The organism is Anaerobacillus sp. CMMVII (assembly GCF_025377685.1).
GTDB lineage: Bacteria > Bacillota > Bacilli > Bacillales > Anaerobacillaceae > Anaerobacillus.
Genome location: NZ_JACEHK010000001.1, coordinates 488,169 through 508,725 on the forward strand (window position 1 = coordinate 488,169; position 20,557 = coordinate 508,725).

Here is a 20,557-nt window from a genome sequence, read left to right on the forward strand (position 1 = left end):
TATTTCGCTATTCGAAGTGAATTTCCCTTTTATTTTAAAAGTTTTAATTTATCCAAAGAAGAACCGTTACGACACTGCGAGGATTTTTATACTAAAATATGGTATACTAAGGGTAATGATAGGAGGTTATGATATGAGCCAAAATCAATTTTTGCTACATGATCATCAAACACCGATCCGCCTGCAAGCAGAGAGAGTCGCACTGTATCGACAAGGCGAGATAATTGAAGCTTATAATGAAAAAAATGAGGTTTATTATTTGTTTTTCTATAAATGCAAGTTTCTTACCGCTGCTAAGCCAAACAGACTCAGACGCAAGTCTTACATTGAGCATGCTTTTAAAAAAGGTATGGTCTTTCAAGCGCCACATCCGTTTATCAGCCAAATACTTTCGACTAATGACTCTTTCCATATCCTCAGTCTCCAACAATTAGTAAAAAAACTTACTGCTACTTACACCCCACAAGAAAAGGTATTCATCCTAACCTTCTTTGAATCGTTCTTTCCAAAAAAGCATTTGTTTACTGAAATGACTTCGACCTTTTATGAATATCGCCGCAACGGGCAGATGTTTTTGGGCTACCAAATTGTTCGCATTTTAATGGATTTTGCTCCGAAAAATAGTTTGGTGAAACAGCTTGCTAGCGATGTGAATTTTAGTAAATATACTACTCTTTATAACCAAAACTCCAAAGAGATTATTGCAAAAGATCATATCTTTGTTGAAAAGACACTTTATGCCCAGATAGAAAACGAGCAATGTTTTCTTCAGCTTGCCGCTCACCTTAAAAAAGAGTTCCGCTGGCTCGATTTGATTGCTTTATATCTAACTAAATTAGCAAACACTCCTTCTACTGCTTATTATCAGCCACTAATCAATTTGCTTGAACATCATTTTAATAAACAAGAAATTGAATTGATCCTTGAACAGCTTTCCTGCCAACTACCTACGTTTCTCCCATTGCAACAAGATTTATTTAATTACTATGTACAAACGCATAACGTTGAGGCTGTTTTAAAGATGATGAAAACTCATCACTTTAAGCTAACTAGCACTCAAGCACGGACTCTAGGCGACATACTTGAACAGATAGATGTTGATGCCGAAGTTATACATCCAGAATTGCTAACGACGTTGTTGAAAGCAGTACTGAAACACTTTCCGCAAAAAGCTGAGCAGTTACTTACGAAATACGTCATCGCATTACTTAAAACACAGGAACTATCCTATATCAAAGATTGGCTCAATTCGTTTAAAGAAGATCATAAAAATCTACAGATCATAAGAAAAATTGATACAATGCAACGTCTAAATGACAACCTCGAGGACATGTATTCACTTGGGGAATTATATTATCAATTAAAACAGCATGAAAAAGCGGTTGAATGCTTCAGCTGGGAAATGGAGTTAAATCCGACTGACCCAAAACCATTACAATGGTTAGCAAAGCTCTATCGGGAAATGGGAATGGAGCATCAATCAGAAGGCTACCGCCAGCTCTGTATCAACATTCAAAAACGGGCGTAATAGTATCTAGCTTGTCTTTTTTTTCATTAGGTTTGTTTTACGATTTAACGCAGCGGCAAGTAAGTCGTCAAATTGCAGCTTGCTGTCTGCTTTTGATGAAGGGCAAGTGTTGTTTAGTACTTGTAGCCTGTGGCGTTGGTCAGTACTTGCTTGTATTTGACTTGCGCTAGTTATAGATGATTGTCTTCGGAAATACATTACAGTTGAGTTCATGTTCTTCTCCTAAGTTTACGGATTGTCTTCAAATATCTATACGAATGTAACTTATTTTTTAGAGGGGATTCTCTAGTAAACTAATAGAAGGGAAACCGTAGACCTTTGTTGAATGTAAAGGCTAACGAATCAATTAAGCTATGGTGGGCTTGTATGAAACAAAAGATCAATAGTAACTGGAGGAAGAAATATTGTTCAATGGAATTGTCTTTATTATTATCATCGCAATTGTTACGTTTACAGCCAGTAAAGTTAGCTTAGAGTATGGATTTAATGCTCTTTTATTGAGTTTTATTTTCTTTAACTTTTATTTGCTACTCCATATTAATAAGATTAAAAAGAAAAAAGCTCGTAACTATAATCAATTAGCCGCCATTAACTGGTGGCTATTGTTCATTTAATTTTAATTTTTTGTAACGAAACCTGTTTTTTTCGGATATATAGGGCGAAAGGAGGGGGAAATTTGAGAGATCTTTCTGAGATTTATCAACAATATGCGAATGATGTACTGAAGTATTTAATGTGTCTCTGTCATGATGCTGACTTGTCAGAGGAACTAACACAAGAGACCTTTTTTCAAGCGGTGAAATCAATTGAAAGATACAACGGTGAATGTAAGATGTCGGTCTGGTTGTGTCAAATTGCAAAGCACTCCTATTATAAGTATTTGGAAAAGGATCATAAGCAAAAGAAACAACAATGGAATTCACAAGAAACCATTTCTTTTACGACACCAGAGTCTGAATTGATCCGTTCTGAGGATAAGATGTCTTTGTACCGTAAAATACACTTACTTAACGACCCTTATAAAGAGGTTTTCCTATTAAGAACTTTAGGTGATCTTAGTTTCAGAGAGATTGGTGAGATCCAAGAGAAAAATGAAAACTGGGCAAGGGTTACTTTTTATCGAGCGAAATTGAAATTACAAGAAGGGGGTTATGACCGTGCGTAATCAATGTGGAATTGTTCGTGATTTACTTCCATCCTATATTGATGGACTTTGTAGCAATGAGAGCAAAGAGTTTATTGAAATACATAATAAGAGTTGTGATGCATGTAGGGAAGTTCTTAACCAAATGAAGACAGAGGTTTCATTCCCAAATGAAAAAGATCGTGTAGAAAGATTAACAGCGAAAAAACCATTTAAGAAGTTAAAGAATATTTTAATAATCTCTATTAGTAGTCTGCTCATCCTAGCAGTTATCCTAACAGCTATTGTTTTTGAGTATCTGAATCAGCCGCGACCGGTTGATACAAATTCTATCATTATCCAAGAAATTGTTATCGAAAATAATCAACTGACAGTTATAGGGGATACCGCACATAGCGCATTATGGTATTCTGGTGAATACGAAATTAACTATGATGGGGTGGAAACTCTATATTTAATTCCTAGGTATCGTCAAGTGAGTAAAGAAAACTCTTCTGGACGTTTTGTAATTAACCATGAATTTCGAGGAGAACTACTCGAGTTAGACTTAGCGAGTATTAATAAAATATACCTTCAGGGGAAAAATCCAAGCGATATCAGGCTTATTTGGGAGCGATAGAAAAAATAGCTTAGATGACAAAACCCACATTCCATAGGAGTGTGGGTCTTGGTTTTTAAAACCAATCATCAGCGATCGGGTTATTTTCAGCGATTGAGTAGGCGGCATTTGTAATGGCTTCTGCAAGAGTATTGCCAGTAGCACAAACCTCATTAAAGCAAACCTCAGTATCGCCTTTTTTTGTATAGGTAATTCCGAACTCTTTAGGCTATCAACAATGATCATTGCTTGTTCAAGATTTTGATCAGGTTGAAATTTAGAGACATGAATTAGTGTATTTTTTTCAAAGTCATACCAATTACCTGAACTATTTAATTTCCAACCTAATAATCTTCGTGCAATTATTTCTATCTTGTTCATATTTATGTCCCCCTACTTTTCTATATTTTTTTATTTTACCATTTTCTTTGAAGTACTCTGTATAATATTTTTTTAAAAGGCTGTTTTCGCAAATTTTTAAGAAATAAGTTTGGAGAATAAATTCTCTAGGCTTTTATTTTTAAAGATAATGTATAAAATATCGTCTTAAAAAATGTCTAGCTCCAAGACACATCAATGAAGTTACTTCATTGCAGGTTTTGCGACGAGTAAACGTAGTGACGCAGGAGCATCGCACAGCCCCTCGAGGTCAAATAACCTTGTTCATTAAATGCTGCCTCTGTGGTCCAGTAGGTCCTCGAGGCAAAGCTTCATGTAGTAACTCTAGAAGTAACACACGTTGTGAACGAGGTCAGTAGCTTTTGTCGGGGCTAAATGGGTGCTTGCGCTTTTCTTGTTATTTAGAAGTTTAAATAAATGGATAAATATGTTAAATTAAAAGGTAGGAGGGTCATTTTTTTCTATTCATGTTAGCTAGATAGACAACCTTCGGAGTTAGGAGAGTTTTAAGATGGAAATGTTATGTGGTCAAAGGATATCATTGGAGTTTGCTAAACAAAACGATAAAAAGTTAGTCTTTGATATGCTTGTTTCACAAGAGGTAATAGAGTTCATGTTTAATGACGAGCATCCAGCTCCTTCATGGGAGGAGTTCAATGAAGGGGAACCTGACACATATTTTTCTGGGGTGCCAAGTGAAGTTGGGAATTATTTGCTCATTAAGGCCAACGGTGAAACCATTGGATCTATTAGTTACTCATTAAGTAAGGGAAAAAAAAGCGCTGCTGAGTTAGACATTTGGATTTCTTCCTCAAAAAATCTTGGCAAAGGCTATGGAAGAGAAGCCTTAAACATGATTGTCGATTTTATACATACTCACTACAAACTTACGACATTTATCATTAGACCATGGATAAAAAATTCGAATGCCATAAAAGCCTATAAAAAATGCGGCTTTAAAGAAATGGATGTATTTAATATGGAAGATTATTATTCAGAGGAAGATATTGCTCTATACGGCGAAGGTGATTATGGTTCAGGTGAAACGATCAATCTGGTTAAGGAAATAGTTATATGAAAAAAGTCATTTTGGTTGCTTTTTTAGCGTCTTTAGCAGTTATAATCACAATCTGGTACACTTTACCGAAACACCATGATGAAACCTTCGAAGGAATTTTGTATCAATTAGGTTCGGAAAATAGAGGGTTGGAAGAAGCGGTGACTATAGAGGTCAATGGAAAAATCCGAAACACGCTATTAGGAAAAAAGATATTCACCGGAACGCTAAAACTAAATGGTGAAGTCATTCCCCACCCAAATGCAGAGGGAAATTTGGAAATTGAATTTCAAAGTTACGGAAACGGAATGATTAGCTATTGGGTTAACACAGATGCTACGATTGAAGGCAATTATTATTTTGGAGATCTCTTATAAATAATGACCTAAGTGCCCTGACAATGACAAAGCACGAACAATTTGATGGAGGTTCGACATGGGAAGGAAATAACGGTTTCTTAATTTCTGCTCCTTCAACCAACAGAACAGAAGCGATCATGATTTCAAATGAATTAATGAAGGATTTTTTACGTGGATACACATTAGAATAAGAACGGGTGGGCTACTTAAGCCCGTTTTTTTGTTTTTTTAAGTAACTTTATCTAAATCATAGAAGGTAGAACTGTGGTTTATTTCGGTTTGTTTATTCCTTTTTCAGGAAGAAGCCCTGGTAAGTCTGCTTCGAAATCTCTTTATTTTCCACCAATAGTTTTTATTTAAATGAAGAAACTATAAGAAAAATAACATCTTTAAAAAAGGAGCAATAGACATGAAACAAAAATTTCTTGGTTTATTTATATTGTGTGTATTATTAGTTTCAATTATTGGGTGTAACGGCAATCAACAAGCGCTAGATACTCGAAGTGTACAACCACTTGGAGATTTTGGTAATATCAATAGACAAACCCAAACTTTTGATGATTACCGTATAAATGAGGAAGAACAGCTAATGGGACGTAGTCAGGTGGACGCCCAAGCAAATCCATATGGTAACATTTCAAATGCAAATACGGATATCCCAAGTAGTCAATACCCACATACGAAAGCGATTCAAATTCAAGAGGCAAAATACAAATTCGTCGTTGATGGTAGTACGAATCAAGCAAAGCAATGGGCTGGAAAGGTTACAGATTGGGCAAAACAAAGAGCATCACAAGGTGCAGCACCAGCCCGACAGCAACCGGAAGCAACAACACCTGCTCCAGCACAACAACAACCAACCGAGCAACAACCAGAAGCAGCGACACCAGCACCAACGGAGCAACAGCGACCAGAAGCAACGCCAACACCAGCACCAGCGGAGCAACAGCAACCAGAAGCAGCAACACCTGCTCCAGCCGAGCAACAACAGAAACAAGCTCCTACTGCAGGAATTAGTGATGCAGCAGCAAAAGTAATTGAACTGACAAATGCTGAAAGAAGAAAAAATGGATTACCTGATTACCAAGCTGATGCTCAATTAAGTGGCGTCGCGAAAGTGAAATCAGATGATATGCAACAAAATAACTATTTTTCTCACACAAGTCCTACTCATGGTTCGCCTTTCGACATGATCAGAGACCATGGTGTTTCTTATAACTCTGCTGGTGAAAATATTGCCAAAGGGCAACAGACTCCTGAACAAGTCGTCCAGTCGTGGATGAACAGTGAAGGTCATCGTAAAAATATTTTAAGCGCTGATTTCACGCACATTGGTGTAGGGTATAATGAACAAGGGCACTACTGGACACAGATGTTTATTCGTAAATAAATAGTAATAAATGTTGGTGGCTCAATTTTCGAGCCGCCTTTTTCTTTTTTATAGTACTAAAAGAGATGAATATTAAATAGACCTCTTGAATATGATCATAAAGATAGTCTTCAATCACATTCCTCTAGTACATTCCATAGTGGATTACAATTCAAATTTTGAATAGGGAGAGGGTGTAAATGAGATTTACTGTGCATTATATTCCATTAAATAAGATCAAGCCCGATTCTTCGATAAAAGTGACAGGTCAAATTAAAAAGCTGCAACGTTTGATGTGGGATTGTATGAATTTGATTGTTGTGAAAAAAAACAGCAAAGACGGTAGCTACACCATTTTAAGTGGAACTGACCGTTTTGAATACTTAAAGCAGCAGACGAAAAACATCTATGCTCCCTGTATTATTGATAACAGCAGTTCCTCTGGAATTAAAGCCTTCTTTGACCGTTTCCGTAACAAGCAACCTCTTGATGATTTTCCAATGGCTCCAAAAAGCTGGTCGATCGTTCGTTCTTTTTTTAAAGAAGAGCCTCGCTTTCAACAACTGTCCCGAACGCAACAACTAAAAGTCTTGATCTTAGCGGTCCGTTATAAGCATACCGTTATTTCATCAATGAAAACAAAAGTCGACCATATCCTAAAGGATGATAAGAGTTCGAAAAGGCGATAGTAGGAGAAGAACACACCGCCCCTGGGATAGGTGTGTTTTACTTATGGCATATTAAAGTGTATAGACTGCACAACGTTTGCTTGTCTCAGCGCTTTTCAGTAGAATAGGAATGATCTGTTCAATCGACAAAATCCGGGTGGTGACAGGCACCGCCCATAGCTGAAATGAGGAAAACCAATGAATAAACCATCCATTTATGGATTAACATTAGAGCAATTAACAGCCTGGCTGTTAGAATATGGGCACAAAAAAGGACGAGCATTGCAGGTATGGGATTGGCTATATGTTAAACGGGTCAATAGCTTTTTCGATATGACTGATGTAAATCAAGAGTGCCTCACGTTACTTGATCAACATTTTGCAATTAAAACGTTCATGGAGCATATCAAACAAGAAGCATCGGACGGTACAACAAAGTTTTTGTTTAAGCTTCAAGATGGAAACTTAATCGAGACAGTCTTAATGCGCCAGCGGTATGGATTATCAGTGTGCGTCACGACACAGGTTGGCTGTAATATTGGATGCAGCTTTTGTGCAAGCGGATTACTGACAAAAACTCGTGATTTATCGACCGCTGAAATCGTTGAGCAAATTATGATGGTTCAAAATCATTTAGATGAGAACGACCTAGGAAAAGAAGTAACCCATGTAGTCGTAATGGGTATTGGAGAGCCTTTCGATAACTTTGAAAACTTGGTTGCTTTTCTACAGATAATTAAAGACCAAAGAGGGCTTGAAATAGCACCGAAAAATATTACAGTTTCAACGAGCGGACTTTCTGAGAAAATATATGAATTTGCTGATTTGAATTTGCAGGTTCATCTAGCTATTTCGCTCCATGCTCCAAATAACGAACTACGGACTAAGATCATGAAAATCAATCGCGCAATTCCATTAGAAAAGCTAATGGAGGCAATGGATTATTATATCGAAAAAACAAATCGACGTATCATGTTGGAGTATATTATGCTACAGGGTGTTAATGATCAACCAGAACATGCCCGTGAGCTAGTTGAACTAGTTGGCGACTATGACAAAAAAATATCAATCAATCTAATTCCATATAATCCAGTTGATGAACATGATCAATACCAAAGAAGTCTTCAAGAAGACGTTTTTGCCTTCTATACGATACTACGTGAAAAGGCGATTAGCGCAAGTATTCGACAGGAACATGGGACAGATATTGATGCTGCTTGTGGACAGCTACGTAGTAAACAAATAAAGAAAAACAAGCGTTAATTTACAAGAGGGAAAGCCAATGTGAAACCAGTTCTTAACAAAAATTTAACACATGAGCTACTACGAATCCGGGGAAAGTAAGAATAAAAAGGTGGTATAGATAACGAATGCCTAATGTAATTCGCTTATTAATGCTCACGGTTCCTTGGTTTTCAATTGCAGTACTTCCCAAAAAGTCCTTCCGTGAATACTTACCGGTATCTGCCTTTACTTCGCTACTTGTCTGTTGCATGTGTTTAGCAGCTGTAAAAAACAAATGGTGGATTGTAAGAGGTGGTTGGAAATCGACCTTATTTAACGATTTCAGTTTCGTATTTGGCCCATTCTTTATCGGGACCCTATGGGTGTTTCATTTTACGTTTGGAAATTTTAAACGCTATCTTTTGGCTAATTTAATAATGGATCTAGTATTTTCCTATCCGTTAAATTACCTCCTACAACGCTTAGGTCTTTATAAACTGGTTAACTTTAAACCTAAGCATATATTTGCTATGTTTTCGGTCTTTTCGGTAACGATTTATGGCTGTCAGCTGCTTTTTAATCGACTTCGATAACTTCTAAACAGCGTTTCATCAGAAGCGCTTTTTTTTGCGTGTGAATATAGATTGAATTTTCTGACAAATTATGGAGCAAGAATAAAATATTGTCCATATATTGTAGTACGAACTATTATTCTTCTAAAAAGTAGAGAGGAGTGCATCGGTATGCAAAATCGAATGATATATGGAATGGCGATCCTTTTTAGTCTTGTCATTTATCTCTTTTTTGTAATGCCTTTAGACTTTTCACAGTTATTACTCACCGATACACTGATGAAAGTTGGAATTCTGATTGTTATCTTAGTTTTTCCAATGCTCCTAGCCTGGTTAAAGATCACGCGAGGCAATCGAGTCTTTATGTTTGCCCTACCGTTTCATCTGATAGGCTTGTTTTTCCTCCATCGGGGATTGTATTTAGAAGGTCAAATCGTTGTGTTCAAGTACTCTTTTAAAGAATATGGGAGCTCATTAGTAGGGATCGAAAACTTTATTCTTTATCTTGCAATTAGTCTACTTGGACTCATCATAGCACTAGTTTTTCTAGAGCCAAATCAACGCTAGGTTGAATTCATGCCTAGCGTTAATGTAGTATTGGTGGTATTTTAAGGTTTTGGTCATTTTTTAGAGAAATATGCAATTGCAGATCACGATTTACCGCTGCGAAAAATACAGTTTTTTGATCGTATACTCCTTTTTTCTGAAGCTCTTGATTTAGCCATGCCTCAGTTAGATTGAAGTTGCGAAGGACATTGGTATAAACGGTTCCTTCAACCAAAACTGGAAAGGTGATCTGGGAGTTTGTTTTGACAATGTTTAAATCTTCACGAATTACTGGACTTTTACTTGGTTTTTTTAAGACACTAATCGCCCCATTGGCTTCAATAATGGCAGTTTCAACCTCGTTAAGGTCAAAGACATCTTTTTCACGTAGCATTTGCAAAATATTATCAATTGAAAAGCGAATTTTTTTGAGATTTTCATCAAGAAACTTGCCGTTTTGAACAACGACGGTTGGTTCAAAAGTAATAAGTCTACCTATTTTTCGATTTGAAATTTTTAAGTTTGCGACAACTCTTTGGAAAAGCCCAATTAACACGATAGCGACAGCAGTTGGGAAATGATGAATGCTAGGGTCAGCAATGTCAGCACCGACGACAGCCCCAAGTGTTACAATAATTAGGAAATCAAAGATCGGCAATTCACCAATCGCACGCTTTCCCATATAAATCGTCATCAGCAATAATAATGGGATAATTGTAATGATTCTTCCAAAAATAAGTAGTATCTCCTTTATGGTTTCCAAAGTTAGTACGCTCCTTTATTCAACAATGAGCTTATTTTTCCCATTACACAAAGAGAACATGAATAAATTGGTGCCTATTTCTTGTGAATTTGTATAATAGTATTAAGAGGTGAAGAAAATGGTTGTATTAGTAATGGTTCAGCTTTTAACTATAGCTATGTTTTTATTGTTTGGCTGGTTAATTTTAAAAAAAGAAATGTATGGATTAATTTCAGGATTTGCGATGAAAAGTGAAGAAGAACAGCAGGAATTGATTAACAATGGCTATCCACAGGCTAGTGCTAAGGGATTATTAAATTCCGGGTACATTTTGCTGATTGGGCTACTATTAGCATTATTTAAAGTGCCGTTTGTGATTGAACTATCATGGGCTGTCATGCTCGTTTATTTATTTGGATACTTGCTGTCTATCAATAAACTTGAAGCAAAAAAGTGAGAAAGCGTAACTTTCTTATGTTAATGGGGACTATCGTTTTTACATTCGCAATTATTGGTGGGGCGTTTTATGTTGGTCAATCATCAAATGTTTTAACGATTTCAAAAGATGAATTGCACATTAGTGGTACATATGGCGTCGATTGGCAACTTGAAGAAATTACAAACATCGAACTAGTTGAAGAGTTACCAGAGATAAAGATGCGAACTAACGGTTATTCCTTTGGAGGTCGGTTGAAAGGACGCTTTCGACTAGAGGAGCTTGGTAACGGCAGACTTTTATTTACAGAGACAATCCCCCTTTTATCTACATTGAAAAAGGAGAAGATTACTTATTTATAAACTCAAAGCAGCAAGAAGAAACATTATTATGGTATGAATCTGCCAAAGAAGCGTTAAGGTAAGCAAAGTCACATGGGAACATCTCATGTGATTTTTTATTGAATCTGGTCATACTAACTTACATAATTGATGAAAGGAGAGGGTATGTATGCCACGAAAAATAGCGTCAATTACCGAGGATCCCGATCCAAATGTTGAAGAGACGAACGCCGGTGAGGTTGGGAAATTAAATGGTTGGTTGGCTGCGGTCTTAAATTACTTATCAGATGATGACGTAGAAGAAATCGATATCGAATATCTCCTGAAAAATACGGAAGGGTTACAAGAGTGGTGGGATAACTATCGAGAAAGTAATCGTCAACAAATTGAGGAAGAAATCAAGAATGCATTAGGAGATTTAAGCTTAGAAGAATTAGAAGCCATCCGTGAAAAGATCAAAGAAAAAGAAAGTTGAACCAAAAGCGCGATTCCTTTTCGTGCTTTTTTTGTTTAGGGCTTTAAGTACAAATGGTGCCCCTAATTTGCACGCTAGAAGCTTTCGTAAAAACAGCGTGAAACTAAATGTAACATTTTATCGTCTTTTCGTAGTGAGGGGGGACTTATTTTGATCATGAAAAGGCTTGTTACGATATGTCTGGTTTCATTAGTACTCATAGGTATGGTAGGCTGCTTACAAAAACCATCTGATGAAGTCCATACTAAAGTACCAACGGATTTTAATTTTTCGTTGGAATATGGTACTTATGGAAAACAAAAAATCGATACGTTTAACCAGATCATTGTAAAGGATCTGGTCATTGATGGAACGGTAGAAGCGAACATAGCTTTTACAGTGGAAGAAATGAAAGCTATTTATGAGAGAATGGTCAGTATCAATATTATGGGAAACCTCGATTTAGAAAAGGAGAAGGAATGTGGAGTTACCCCAGAGTCTTACTCTAGTTGGACAATTGAAATGAATGGAGAATCCAAGAAGATATTTTACAAGGATTATTGTGAGTATCCAAGGGATGTCCTGAACTTACTAAGGCTTGAAGACTATATCCATAACCTTTTAACCGAAAAAGCTGAATATAAAGAGCTACCGGCATCGAACGGATATTATGAATAAATTCTTAAGTACAAAAAAAGGTGAAACAAAGGCAATGCCTGTTGTTCACCTTTTTTCTAAGTTAAAGGTTGAATGGTGTTAATGCTTTTGTTTCTTCTATATGAATAAACGCATCATAGCGGTCGGAGATTCGTGAAGGAACATAGTTTCCATGGTGTTCATATCCGGGGTGATAGACGACACCGATGGCGCGATGGCCGATAATCTCCCGAAAATGCTTCTGGTTTTCTTTCGTAAAAATCATATATTTTGAAAATGCTCCAGCTTTATGAAGAATATCCTCCCAGCTTCCGGCTGCAGCCGTTGGCACTGTCATAACTTCAGCTTTAGCACCCCATTTAGTTCCGGCAATGACTGTCCCATGATGAGTACCAAAACCAATTGCAAAGATATTTTCCTGCCCGTACTGTTCACGTGTTATTTGTCCGACATTGATCATTCCTTCGCTCGCCATATCTGTAGCTCTAGCATCTCCTATATGGGTGTTATGTTCCCAAATGATGCCTTTGGCTTTTTGACCATAGTAGTTGCCGATATGGTGAAGTGCCTCTGCCATATGGCGATCACGAATGTTCCATGATTCATGATCATTTGTCACCATTGTATGGTAATAATGCTCAGCATTACTTGCGGCAATTGCATTTAATTTTAAGCTAAGTAATGCCTCTGGGTCGTCTTCGTAGGTCTTTTTGTTTTGCTGAATTGTTTGTAAAAGTTCCATAATTTCACTCATACAATCCTCACCGTAAAACGCTGCTGAAATTCCGTATTGTTCTGGTTTACGGTGAAAGGGCTCAAAGCATTCAATCGCATTCAGTGCCTTAGCTAGATCAGGAGACTTAATTTTTTCAAGATATTGAACGATTGCCTCCATCGATTCCCAAAGGCTATAGACATCGAGTCCGTAAAAGCCTATCTTCTGCTCACGCGACTGGTTGTACTCGTACAACCAATCAATTAACTCAACCATTTCATGGTTAGCCCACATCCACGAAGGCCACCGATTAAATGAATTTTGTAAAACATCTTGAGCACTTGAATATTCAGGTGCTAACCCTTTAATATAGCGATTTACTTCGTAACAAGCAGGCCAATCGCCTTCAACAGCGACGAAGGAATAGCCGTGCTCTTTAATTAACGTTTTCGTCAGATCAGCACGAAATGTGTAAAACTCAGAGGTACCATGGCTGGCTTCTCCCAATAAAACGTATTTAGCATGACTCGCTGCTTGAATTAATGGATGTAGTTCTGCTGACTCTGTAAAACGGACAGAATGCTTAGCGATATGGTCTAACATGTGATCGGTTTTAATCATCTGACTCACCTCGTTATTAGTATGAACGTAACGAAAGAAATTTCTCCAACACTTTTCGTTTGTCATTCGTTATCTTAGTGAAATAACTACTAATGACGGGGGAATGAATGATGTATCCGTTTGAAGAATATAGCATGAAACAACGAATGATTGAGTTACAGGAGGAAGCAAGACAATATCAGCTAAGTCGGCATTATCGAAAAGATGACAAAAGTTGGTTTCGAGGCTTGAATATTTTAAAAAGCTTTTCGGCAAAATACGATTCAGATATAAAAAAACACCAAAGTAAGGTGGGATAGTATGACACAGTCAAAATCGCAAGAAGACCGACAATTCCGAGCGCGTAAAGAAGCTCAAAACCCTCATGGTAAAGTAAAGTCATTCAAACGTTTGGCTAATGAGGCGAAAAAAGAATAGTAAGCGTAGCCTACCGACACCGGTAGGTTCTTTTATTGGTTAGAGATATAGATCTTTTAGGCTATTGAAAAATATTATTAAAAAAATTATTTTTCCCCCAACACTTTGCCTCTCTCATCCGTTATCTAGATGAGAATGGCCATTGTGGACACTTAGGATAATAACTAAAATAAAAGTAAAAAAGTGAGTTGGTTACGTTGGAAGTGAGTGATTTATACGAGAAGCTGAAAGATGATCTTCACCGTTTTGCGAAATCAATCGCAAGACATGAACAGGAGGCGTATGATCTTGTTCAAGACGCTTTGGTAAAAGCATTAAAGGAAGAAAAGCTTTTAAACTTAGCGGATTATAAGCAGCGCGCCTGGTTTTTTCGTGTTATGAAGAACCAACTCATTGATGAGCGGAGAAAGGATAGGCGGTTAACCGAGTGGGAGGACGACCTAGATTTTCCAATGCAAGGCCTTGCTATTAACCACCTTGAAATGACGGAGCTTTTATCGAACCTACCACAGGAATTAAGTGATCTCATTTTTAAACGATATTGGCTCGGGCTGTCTAGTCAGGAAATGAGTAAACAATTTGGGGTTCCAGCCTCAACCATCCGTTATAAGCTACACATGGCTATCAAAAGATTAAGAGTAATCCTAGAGGAGGAAAAATAATGAATCAACGTATCGGTAATGTAGGGGTATTAAATTTAACAAATGCGACGGCAGAAAGTATTCAAGGAATTGAACGAATTGAAAATGTAGGTATCGTCTTTTACAAAAAAGAGACAGCTCCTCTTCTTTCGGCATTAAACATAGGCAATATTGGATCAAGTGTTGAAATACCAGAAGGATTTCAGGTATTGAACGGTGTCTTACATGTTAATGGGGCATACCTAGAAGGGATAACAGGGCCTGTTCACCTAATGGTCAACGGAAATGTGATTATCGACAAAGACGTTCGCGAAGATCAGCTCAAAAAGGAGCAACTTCAGCTTATTGTGAATGGAAAGATCTATGCTCCAGATCACCTAGCAAGTTCGATTAATCGTCTCTTAAAAAATGGTTCAGGAAATGTGACTACGTATCAAGATGCACCGCCGCGCTTTGAAAATGGAATTTTCACAGTCTCAAACTCCTTTTTAGAATCAATTGAGGAGCCGCTAACATTAGTCGTGAATGGCATTGTTGAATTAGAAAAAGAGTTGGATTTAGCCTTGTTTACAGAAAAGATTAGCAAGCTTGAAGTGAATGGGATTGCTTTCCTTCATCAAGAGCAAGAAGCCACTTTATATAAAAAAGTTGCCTCTTTTACAAGTTGTCGTAAGGAAGTTATTCCCGCAGGCTTTGACTATATAAAAAAATTACCTCGTTTAAATGCTCGGTCCATTCGCCGGTTTACGAATAAAAACGTATTTACGAAAAAACCAGTCATCATTGAAGCTGATGTTACAAGAGAGATGTTGACGAATGCTTTTGCTGGAATTAATACAAAATCTGTAATCATCTGTCATGAGCAACTAGAAGACTTAGTTTATGAATTAACAAACGTAGAAGCAGAGGTTTTGTCTTATGAGACTAACTTTGTCATGATCGAAGGAGAAGAAGTTTGGTCAAATGATCAGTTCCTAGCATTAAAAACACCAACCAATTTTATTGTAAAAGGACAACTTACTTTAGATCAGGATGTAACAGAGGAAGTTCTGTTTGAGAAAGTGGCGACCCTAGACGTCCTTGGTGAAGTCATCGTCTCAGAAAAGAAGGTAAAAGGTAGTTTGCAAAACATGATAAGGGTTTGTACTGGTAGGATCGGCGAAGCATTTTCGAATGAGACTAGCGCTACACTCAATAATGTTGGGGAATTGTCGTTATAATTGTTGAAGAGACTCAGGCCGGTTGCCTGAGTCTTTCTGGAAATAGAGGCTAGCTTGCCAAATATCCTTTTCGTTTAAACAATAGAAACTGAGTGATGATAGCAAGAAGAGGTAATTCTAACAACGGCCCAATCACAAGAGTTAAAGCGAGTAATGGTAGATCTGGAAAAGCGGTCAAAGCAATGGCTAAAGCAATTGGTGAATTGCGAGCTAACGTCGTTAAGCTTAGGCTTGCGCCATCTTGATACGGGAAATTTAACTTCTGAGCCACTTTTTGAGTGAAGATAAAATTAACCGAAAAAAATATGAGGATAGGAATAGTTAATTTCCACATTAAATCTAAGTTTTCCAGCAGTAGCTGTCCTTGAGAGGCGAACATTGCAACGATTGCAAGACTTAAGAAGAGTATTGGTAATACACTTATTTTAGTTATGATATTGTTTCGAAGTTGTTGTCTATTTTTTAAAGTGACCTTTGTAATAAGTGCTAGAAATAATGGTATACATAAAACGAATAAAATGCTTTCTAACAAAGGCTTAAACTCAATAACCCCGGTGGTTCCCCCAAAAATGAGTAAGTAAATAGGTAATAACACAACCTGCAAAAGTAGATTAATTGGCAAGATTGCCGTTGATAATCCCACATTTCCTTTAGCCATTCCAGTAAAGATTATGTACCAATCTGTACATGGTGTAACCATTAGCATAATAAAACCAAGATATAATACGGGATTGTCACCCAAAAATAATAAAGCTAGTAACCAAGCAAAAATAGGAGTCCAAATAAAGTTTATAAAGACAGAAATTGAAGTAAACCGAATGTTCTTAAACGCCTTTTTTACGTCTTCAATGGGAACTTGCAAGAATGAAATATACAGCATAGCAACTAATAAAGGGAAAATAAAACTTTCTGCATTCGATTGAATTGTTTGAGATTGTCCTAAAACTATGCCAAGAACGACTGCTAGAAAAATAATACCAGTATAAAGTTTTTCAAGAACATTCATTAGAGGTATTCACACCAATCGGTTTAGTTTTTTCAACCGTAATTTTACCATAGTTAATTTGTAAAGATGTCAAATGTTCTTACATAAAATCACTCTTATATCACAACCTAATGTAATCATGTGTAAAGTAGGTGATTTGATTGGATGCAAGTTGGTTATCGATACTGCCGTTTTTAGTCGTGATTCCAATTGCTATTTTTACAAAAGAGGTGCTACCAGGTCTAATCGCTGGATTGATGGTGGGTTGTTACTTAATCTCACCTTCGTTGCTTGGGGGGATGCAGACATTTCTATTTTATGTTGTTCAAGCACTAATTGACGAGAATAATATTAAGATTGTGGTATTTCTATATTCATTTGCCGGTCTTGTTGGCATGATTAAAGTGACAGGAGGAATTAAGGGCTTTGTCGAAAAAGCCGCTGAAAAAATCACAACAAAAAAACAGGCGCTCGCTATTACATATATCTCTACACTTGGAACATTTATAGCGCCAACATTTCGTTTTGTCACGATTACCCCGATCATGAAAGCATTATTAAAGAAAGTGAAGATGTCAACAAAAGAACTTGGATTTGTCATTGAATCTACGGCAACACCGCTGATTGTCTTAATTCCAGTTGCAACAGCGTTTGTCGGATATATGGTTTCTGTCATTCAAATTTCAGTTGAAAACGTCGGGGGCGAGATTGAACCGTACTCTTTATTTATTCAGAGTATCCCCTACAACTTTTTTGCCATTACGATCATTATTGTAGGTATTTACCTGAGTTTCTTTCACCCTTCACACACCGATGCCCCCACTGAAATTGAGGAGGAGAAGGAAGAAGAGGATTGGCATGAATGTCACCCAGCTGTTTCCAAAGACTTGCCGACAAAACCTTGGAACTTAATTGTGCCAATTATACTTGTGATCAGCTTAACGTTATTTTTAACTTGGTGGGATGGAGCATTACAAGGCTATTCTTTTTTTGATGCGTTTATTAATGCAAATGTGTTGCAAGCAATGGTTGTTGCCTTGTTAATTACCGTTTTTGTCTCAATCGCCTTTTTTCTTTTTCAGCGGTTTACTTTATCAGGGATCATCAATAGCTTTATCTCTGGTGGGAATGATTTAATGTCCGTCATTGTCTTATTATCAGTGGTGTGGGGATTGTCCTCAGTCACGGATGACTTAGGCTTTACTGGCTTTGTTACAGCACATACAAACTGGATTCCTGCTAACTTTATCACGCCACTAATGTTTGCCTTTGGGGCTTTAATTTCATATTTCATCGGATCGGCTTGGGGAACGTGGGGTATTCTAATGCCGTTAGGGGTGTCACTTTCGATTGCTGGTGATGTCTCACTGCCATTGATTATTGGTGCTGTTTTTGCGAGTGGTTCGTTTGGAGCCTTTGCCTCTCCTTTAAGTGATGATACCAATACGATTGCGAAGATTTTAGGCCTTTCTGTCATGGACTATGCTCGCTTTAAATTGAAACCGGCCCTGATTGCAGCAGGCATAACCGTTCTTTTATATACAGGTGCCTCGTTTTTGTTATAGATCTCAAATTTGGAAACGTAAGGACCCTCGCTTCTTTTTAAGACGGGGGTTTTTATCTTCTATGTTGAATTGTAGGAATGAATCAAACTTAAAATAGTACGAATATTCAATTGACTTTACATTATGAAACGCTTACAATTAATGTTAAAGTTACTAGTTTTTTAGACTTTAGACACTTTAGACAAATGAGAGAGTTGTTACGATATGACATCATTTAGTAAAGACCGACGTATTGGCAGATTAGCTATGTTACTTTTACTTAGTGACCAGGACCAAGCGGAGCAGCAGAAGTTTATTAGTGAGTTAGGCTGGAAAGGCTGTACTGGAAAGGTTGGTTCAATGGAAGCGCACAAGGTTGTCGCTGCAATTGAAACAGCTGCGAAGAAAAATGGCGTCATTAAAACAGATGTATACCGTGAATCACATGCCTTGTACCATGCAATTATGGAAGCGTTAAGCGGAGTTACGAGGGGACAGGTTCAAATTGGCTCTGTGTTACGAACCGTAGGGCTAAGCTTCTCAATTTTACGAGGTAATCCTTATGAAAATGAGGATGAAGGTGACTGGCTTGCAGTATGCCTTTACGGCACAATTGGCGCACCAGTAAAAGGCTCGGAGCATGAAACGGTTGGTTTAGGAATCAACCATATCTAAATTATATATTTGCCCATAGTAAATTAGTTATTTAGGGGGCTATATCAGTGAAATCAGCGTGATTTCCTTGATATAGTCCCTTTTCTATTGTGACTTTAGTTTGATAAAGGGGAGAAGTAGGATGGTTACATTAACGGGTCAAACATTAACATTTTCCGAAATTGAACAAATTCTTTTTGGAGGTGCAAAGGTTAAGCCTTCCGATGAGAGTATCGAAAAAGTTAAAGCAAGCCGAAAAGCAGTGGAAAAAATTGTTCAAGAAGAAAAAGTTGTGTATGGCATTACTACAGGGTTCGGTAAATTCAGTGATGTCTTTATCGATAAAGAGCATGTTGAAGCTCTCCAACTAAATCTGATTTACTCGCATGCTTGTGGTGTTGGTGATCCATTTCCGGAGGTTGTCTCAAGAGCAATGGTCCTTCTCCGGGCAAACGCACTTTTAAAAGGGTTTTCAGGTGTTCGCCCAATCGTCATTGAACAGTTATTAAAATTAGTCAATGCTCATATACATCCTATCATTCCGCAGCAAGGCTCGCTTGGTGCGAGTGGTGATCTCGCGCCATTATCACATTTAGCACTTGTATTGATTGGTGAGGGAGAAGTGTTTTATAAAGGTGAAAAAACAACTGCGATGAAGGCGTTAACAAGTGAAGGGATTTTTCCTATTACACTCACAGCGAAAGAAGGTTTGGCGCTTATCAATGGTACTCAAGCAATGACTGCGATGGGGGTAGTTGCCTACTTAGAAGCAGAAAAAATCGCTCGACAATCAGAGCTTATTGCTTCGTTAACCATGGAAGGTTTGCAAGGGATTATTGATGCATTTGATGAAAACATTCATCTTGCTCGTGGCTACCAAGAGCAAGTCGACGTTGCTAAACGAATTCGTACGTATTTGGCTGACAGTAAACTAACGACGAGACAAGGAGAAATTCGTGTTCAAGATGCGTATTCACTGCGCTGTATTCCTCAAGTACACGGGGCTACGTGGCAAACATTAAATTATGTAAAGGAAAAATTAGAAATCGAAATGAATGCAGCTACAGACAATCCGTTAATTTTTGATAATGGTGAAAAAGTAATTTCAGGTGGAAACTTCCATGGTCAACCAATTGCCTTTGCCATGGACTTCATAAAGATAGCGATGGCTGAGCTTGCCAATATTTCAGAGCGAAGGATTGAAAGACTCGTAAATCCACAATTAAATGATTTGCCGCCATTTTTAAGTCCAGAGCCAGGTCTTCAATCAGGGGCAATGATTATGCAATATGTAGCAGCCGCCTTAGTTTCAGAGAATAAAACACTCGCACACCCTGCAAGTGTAGATTCGATCCCGTCTTCAGCAAACCAGGAGGATCATGTAAGTATGGGAACGATAGGTTCTCGCCATGCCTATCAAATTATTACCAATGTCCGCCGTGTACTAGCTATCGAAGCGATTTGTGCCATGCAAGCTTGTGAAATTCGTGGTGTCGAAAAAATGGCCTCCGCAACTAAGCAATTTCTAGATGAAGGACGAAAAGTTGTACCGTTTATAACGGCTGATCGCATATTTGCAAAGGATATTGAATCCTTAACTGCTTCGTTAAAAGAGCAGTTTTCGGAATTTATGAATTTCATTAAAATTTAATAGCTGAGGATTATA

General features: G+C 37.6%; 28 protein-coding genes. 23 read left to right on the top strand and 5 right to left on the bottom strand.

The window, feature by feature from the left end:
* Positions 1–133 precede the first annotated feature (133 nt).
* Entirely contained in the window at positions 134–1,528 is a 1,395-nt protein-coding gene (locus tag H1D32_RS02670) for a tetratricopeptide repeat protein (RefSeq protein ID WP_261176616.1), read from the top strand.
* Positions 1,529–1,534: 6 nt separating this feature from the next.
* Here the strand turns inward: H1D32_RS02670 and H1D32_RS02675 are convergent, their stop codons facing one another.
* Entirely contained in the window at positions 1,535–1,741 is a 207-nt protein-coding gene (locus H1D32_RS02675; RefSeq protein WP_261176617.1) for a hypothetical protein, read from the bottom strand.
* Between the two features lie 191 nt (positions 1,742–1,932).
* Between H1D32_RS02675 and H1D32_RS02680 the strand changes: the two genes are divergently transcribed.
* The 3 genes from H1D32_RS02680 (at position 1,933) to H1D32_RS02690 (ending at position 3,291) form a co-directional block, all read left to right on the top strand.
* On the top strand, positions 1,933–2,142 hold the full coding sequence (locus tag H1D32_RS02680) for a hypothetical protein (RefSeq protein ID WP_261176618.1): 210 nt from the start codon (positions 1,933–1,935) through the stop codon (positions 2,140–2,142).
* A gap of 62 nt (positions 2,143–2,204) precedes the next feature.
* Positions 2,205–2,693, top strand: coding sequence for an RNA polymerase sigma factor (locus tag H1D32_RS02685; RefSeq protein ID WP_261176619.1), 489 nt, complete (start codon positions 2,205–2,207; stop codon positions 2,691–2,693).
* Complete coding sequence (locus tag H1D32_RS02690) at positions 2,686–3,291, top strand: zf-HC2 domain-containing protein (protein WP_261176620.1); 606 nt, start codon at positions 2,686–2,688, stop codon at positions 3,289–3,291. The genes H1D32_RS02685 and H1D32_RS02690 overlap by 8 nt, the downstream gene beginning before the upstream one ends.
* On the opposite strand, the gene H1D32_RS25250 is transcribed toward H1D32_RS02690, so the two are convergent.
* A complete protein-coding gene (locus H1D32_RS25250; protein WP_396126129.1) occupies positions 3,220–3,651 on the bottom strand; it encodes a BC1872 family protein in 432 nt (143 codons plus the stop codon). The genes H1D32_RS02690 and H1D32_RS25250 overlap by 72 nt on opposite strands.
* Before the next feature lie 529 nt (positions 3,652–4,180).
* Here H1D32_RS25250 and H1D32_RS02700 point away from each other — a divergent pair.
* From H1D32_RS02700 to H1D32_RS02735, 8 genes are all read left to right on the top strand, one after another.
* Positions 4,181–4,747, top strand: a complete 567-nt coding sequence (locus H1D32_RS02700) for a GNAT family N-acetyltransferase (RefSeq protein ID WP_261176621.1) — start codon at positions 4,181–4,183, stop codon at positions 4,745–4,747.
* Positions 4,744–5,103: a hypothetical protein gene (locus H1D32_RS02705; RefSeq protein ID WP_261176622.1), complete on the top strand. Its 360-nt coding sequence runs from the start codon at positions 4,744–4,746 to the stop codon at positions 5,101–5,103. The genes H1D32_RS02700 and H1D32_RS02705 overlap by 4 nt, the downstream gene beginning before the upstream one ends.
* A gap of 23 nt (positions 5,104–5,126) precedes the next feature.
* Positions 5,127–5,276: a hypothetical protein gene (locus H1D32_RS02710; protein WP_261176623.1), complete on the top strand. Its 150-nt coding sequence runs from the start codon at positions 5,127–5,129 to the stop codon at positions 5,274–5,276.
* Positions 5,277–5,494: 218 nt separating this feature from the next.
* Positions 5,495–6,475, top strand: coding sequence for a CAP domain-containing protein (locus tag H1D32_RS02715; RefSeq protein ID WP_261176624.1), 981 nt, complete (start codon positions 5,495–5,497; stop codon positions 6,473–6,475).
* 179 nt (positions 6,476–6,654) lie between these two features.
* The gene (locus H1D32_RS02720; protein ID WP_261176625.1) at positions 6,655–7,143 is read left to right on the top strand and encodes a hypothetical protein; all 489 of its coding nucleotides are present in this window, start codon (positions 6,655–6,657) and stop codon (positions 7,141–7,143) included.
* 177 nt (positions 7,144–7,320) lie between these two features.
* On the top strand, positions 7,321–8,385 hold the full coding sequence (rlmN, locus tag H1D32_RS02725; protein WP_261176626.1) for a dual-specificity RNA methyltransferase RlmN: 1,065 nt from the start codon (positions 7,321–7,323) through the stop codon (positions 8,383–8,385).
* 107 nt (positions 8,386–8,492) lie between these two features.
* Positions 8,493–8,939, top strand: a complete 447-nt coding sequence (locus H1D32_RS02730; RefSeq protein ID WP_261176627.1) for a hypothetical protein — start codon at positions 8,493–8,495, stop codon at positions 8,937–8,939.
* Positions 8,940–9,089: 150 nt separating this feature from the next.
* The gene (locus H1D32_RS02735; protein ID WP_261176628.1) at positions 9,090–9,485 is read left to right on the top strand and encodes a hypothetical protein; all 396 of its coding nucleotides are present in this window, start codon (positions 9,090–9,092) and stop codon (positions 9,483–9,485) included.
* A 19-nt stretch (positions 9,486–9,504) separates the two neighbouring features.
* On the opposite strand, the gene H1D32_RS02740 is transcribed toward H1D32_RS02735, so the two are convergent.
* Positions 9,505–10,227, bottom strand: coding sequence for a DUF421 domain-containing protein (locus H1D32_RS02740; RefSeq protein WP_261176629.1), 723 nt, complete (start codon positions 10,225–10,227; stop codon positions 9,505–9,507).
* 118 nt (positions 10,228–10,345) lie between these two features.
* Here H1D32_RS02740 and H1D32_RS02745 point away from each other — a divergent pair, with 118 nt between their 5' ends.
* From H1D32_RS02745 to H1D32_RS02760, 4 genes are all read left to right on the top strand, one after another.
* Positions 10,346–10,663 carry a DUF3784 domain-containing protein gene (locus H1D32_RS02745; RefSeq protein WP_261176630.1) on the top strand — a complete coding sequence of 106 codons (318 nt, stop codon included), beginning with the start codon at positions 10,346–10,348 and terminating at the stop codon, positions 10,661–10,663.
* On the top strand, positions 10,660–11,004 hold the full coding sequence (locus tag H1D32_RS02750) for a hypothetical protein (protein WP_261176631.1): 345 nt from the start codon (positions 10,660–10,662) through the stop codon (positions 11,002–11,004). Before H1D32_RS02745 ends, H1D32_RS02750 begins: the two co-directional genes overlap by 4 nt.
* 148 nt (positions 11,005–11,152) lie before the next feature.
* Entirely contained in the window at positions 11,153–11,458 is a 306-nt protein-coding gene (locus H1D32_RS02755) for a hypothetical protein (protein ID WP_261176632.1), read from the top strand.
* 156 nt (positions 11,459–11,614) lie between these two features.
* Positions 11,615–12,115, top strand: coding sequence for a hypothetical protein (locus H1D32_RS02760; RefSeq protein ID WP_396126141.1), 501 nt, complete (start codon positions 11,615–11,617; stop codon positions 12,113–12,115).
* A gap of 61 nt (positions 12,116–12,176) precedes the next feature.
* Here H1D32_RS02760 and H1D32_RS02765 read toward each other — a convergent pair whose 3' ends face one another.
* Positions 12,177–13,430, bottom strand: coding sequence for an erythromycin esterase family protein (locus tag H1D32_RS02765; RefSeq protein WP_261176634.1), 1,254 nt, complete (start codon positions 13,428–13,430; stop codon positions 12,177–12,179).
* A 107-nt stretch (positions 13,431–13,537) separates the two neighbouring features.
* On the opposite strand from H1D32_RS02765, the gene H1D32_RS02770 reads away from it, so the two are divergent.
* The 4 genes from H1D32_RS02770 to H1D32_RS02785 all read left to right on the top strand — a co-directional run bounded on the left by H1D32_RS02770 (position 13,538) and on the right by H1D32_RS02785 (position 15,708).
* Complete coding sequence (locus H1D32_RS02770) at positions 13,538–13,729, top strand: hypothetical protein (RefSeq protein WP_261176635.1); 192 nt, start codon at positions 13,538–13,540, stop codon at positions 13,727–13,729.
* Between the two features lies 1 nt (position 13,730).
* Positions 13,731–13,847, top strand: a complete 117-nt coding sequence (locus tag H1D32_RS02775; RefSeq protein ID WP_261176636.1) for a DUF6254 family protein — start codon at positions 13,731–13,733, stop codon at positions 13,845–13,847.
* A 203-nt stretch (positions 13,848–14,050) separates the two neighbouring features.
* A complete protein-coding gene (locus tag H1D32_RS02780) occupies positions 14,051–14,509 on the top strand; it encodes an RNA polymerase sigma factor (protein WP_261176914.1) in 459 nt (152 codons plus the stop codon).
* Positions 14,509–15,708 (top strand): hypothetical protein, encoded by a 1,200-nt coding sequence (locus H1D32_RS02785; protein ID WP_261176637.1) that lies wholly within the window; start codon positions 14,509–14,511, stop codon positions 15,706–15,708. Before H1D32_RS02780 ends, H1D32_RS02785 begins: the two co-directional genes overlap by 1 nt.
* A gap of 49 nt (positions 15,709–15,757) precedes the next feature.
* Here the strand turns inward: H1D32_RS02785 and H1D32_RS02790 are convergent, their stop codons facing one another.
* A complete protein-coding gene (locus H1D32_RS02790; RefSeq protein ID WP_261176638.1) occupies positions 15,758–16,714 on the bottom strand; it encodes an arsenic resistance protein in 957 nt (318 codons plus the stop codon).
* 140 nt (positions 16,715–16,854) lie between these two features.
* Here H1D32_RS02790 and H1D32_RS02795 point away from each other — a divergent pair, with 140 nt between their 5' ends.
* The 3 genes from H1D32_RS02795 (at position 16,855) to hutH (ending at position 20,542) form a co-directional block, all read left to right on the top strand.
* On the top strand, positions 16,855–18,258 hold the full coding sequence (locus H1D32_RS02795) for a Na+/H+ antiporter NhaC family protein (RefSeq protein WP_261176639.1): 1,404 nt from the start codon (positions 16,855–16,857) through the stop codon (positions 18,256–18,258).
* A gap of 204 nt (positions 18,259–18,462) precedes the next feature.
* A complete protein-coding gene (hutP, locus tag H1D32_RS02800) occupies positions 18,463–18,912 on the top strand; it encodes a histidine utilization transcription antiterminator HutP (protein ID WP_261176640.1) in 450 nt (149 codons plus the stop codon).
* Positions 18,913–19,033: 121 nt separating this feature from the next.
* Entirely contained in the window at positions 19,034–20,542 is a 1,509-nt protein-coding gene (gene hutH / locus H1D32_RS02805) for a histidine ammonia-lyase (RefSeq protein ID WP_261176641.1), read from the top strand.
* The last annotated feature ends 15 nt before the right edge of the window (positions 20,543–20,557 follow it).

Bases quoted from the DNA above. Each gene is read 5' to 3' on its own strand.
- H1D32_RS02670 (WP_261176616.1), top strand. From the start codon at position 134: ATGAGCCAAAATCAATTTTTGCTACATGATCATCAAACACCGATCCGC.
- H1D32_RS02675 (WP_261176617.1), bottom strand. From the start codon at position 1,741: ATGAACTCAACTGTAATGTATTTCCGAAGACAATCATCTATAACTAGC.
- H1D32_RS25250 (WP_396126129.1), bottom strand. From the start codon at position 3,651: ATGAACAAGATAGAAATAATTGCACGAAGATTATTAGGTTGGAAATTA.
- H1D32_RS02700 (WP_261176621.1), top strand. From the start codon at position 4,181: ATGGAAATGTTATGTGGTCAAAGGATATCATTGGAGTTTGCTAAACAA.
- H1D32_RS02705 (WP_261176622.1), top strand. From the start codon at position 4,744: ATGAAAAAAGTCATTTTGGTTGCTTTTTTAGCGTCTTTAGCAGTTATA.
- H1D32_RS02710 (WP_261176623.1), top strand. From the start codon at position 5,127: ATGACAAAGCACGAACAATTTGATGGAGGTTCGACATGGGAAGGAAAT.
- H1D32_RS02715 (WP_261176624.1), top strand. From the start codon at position 5,495: ATGAAACAAAAATTTCTTGGTTTATTTATATTGTGTGTATTATTAGTT.
- H1D32_RS02720 (WP_261176625.1), top strand. From the start codon at position 6,655: ATGAGATTTACTGTGCATTATATTCCATTAAATAAGATCAAGCCCGAT.
- rlmN (WP_261176626.1), top strand. From the start codon at position 7,321: ATGAATAAACCATCCATTTATGGATTAACATTAGAGCAATTAACAGCC.
- H1D32_RS02730 (WP_261176627.1), top strand. From the start codon at position 8,493: ATGCCTAATGTAATTCGCTTATTAATGCTCACGGTTCCTTGGTTTTCA.
- H1D32_RS02735 (WP_261176628.1), top strand. From the start codon at position 9,090: ATGCAAAATCGAATGATATATGGAATGGCGATCCTTTTTAGTCTTGTC.
- H1D32_RS02745 (WP_261176630.1), top strand. From the start codon at position 10,346: ATGGTTGTATTAGTAATGGTTCAGCTTTTAACTATAGCTATGTTTTTA.
- H1D32_RS02755 (WP_261176632.1), top strand. From the start codon at position 11,153: ATGCCACGAAAAATAGCGTCAATTACCGAGGATCCCGATCCAAATGTT.
- H1D32_RS02760 (WP_396126141.1), top strand. From the start codon at position 11,615: ATGAAAAGGCTTGTTACGATATGTCTGGTTTCATTAGTACTCATAGGT.
- H1D32_RS02765 (WP_261176634.1), bottom strand. From the start codon at position 13,430: ATGATTAAAACCGATCACATGTTAGACCATATCGCTAAGCATTCTGTC.
- H1D32_RS02770 (WP_261176635.1), top strand. From the start codon at position 13,538: ATGATGTATCCGTTTGAAGAATATAGCATGAAACAACGAATGATTGAG.
- H1D32_RS02775 (WP_261176636.1), top strand. From the start codon at position 13,731: ATGACACAGTCAAAATCGCAAGAAGACCGACAATTCCGAGCGCGTAAA.
- H1D32_RS02785 (WP_261176637.1), top strand. From the start codon at position 14,509: ATGAATCAACGTATCGGTAATGTAGGGGTATTAAATTTAACAAATGCG.
- H1D32_RS02790 (WP_261176638.1), bottom strand. From the start codon at position 16,714: ATGAATGTTCTTGAAAAACTTTATACTGGTATTATTTTTCTAGCAGTC.
- hutP (WP_261176640.1), top strand. From the start codon at position 18,463: ATGACATCATTTAGTAAAGACCGACGTATTGGCAGATTAGCTATGTTA.
- hutH (WP_261176641.1), top strand. From the start codon at position 19,034: ATGGTTACATTAACGGGTCAAACATTAACATTTTCCGAAATTGAACAA.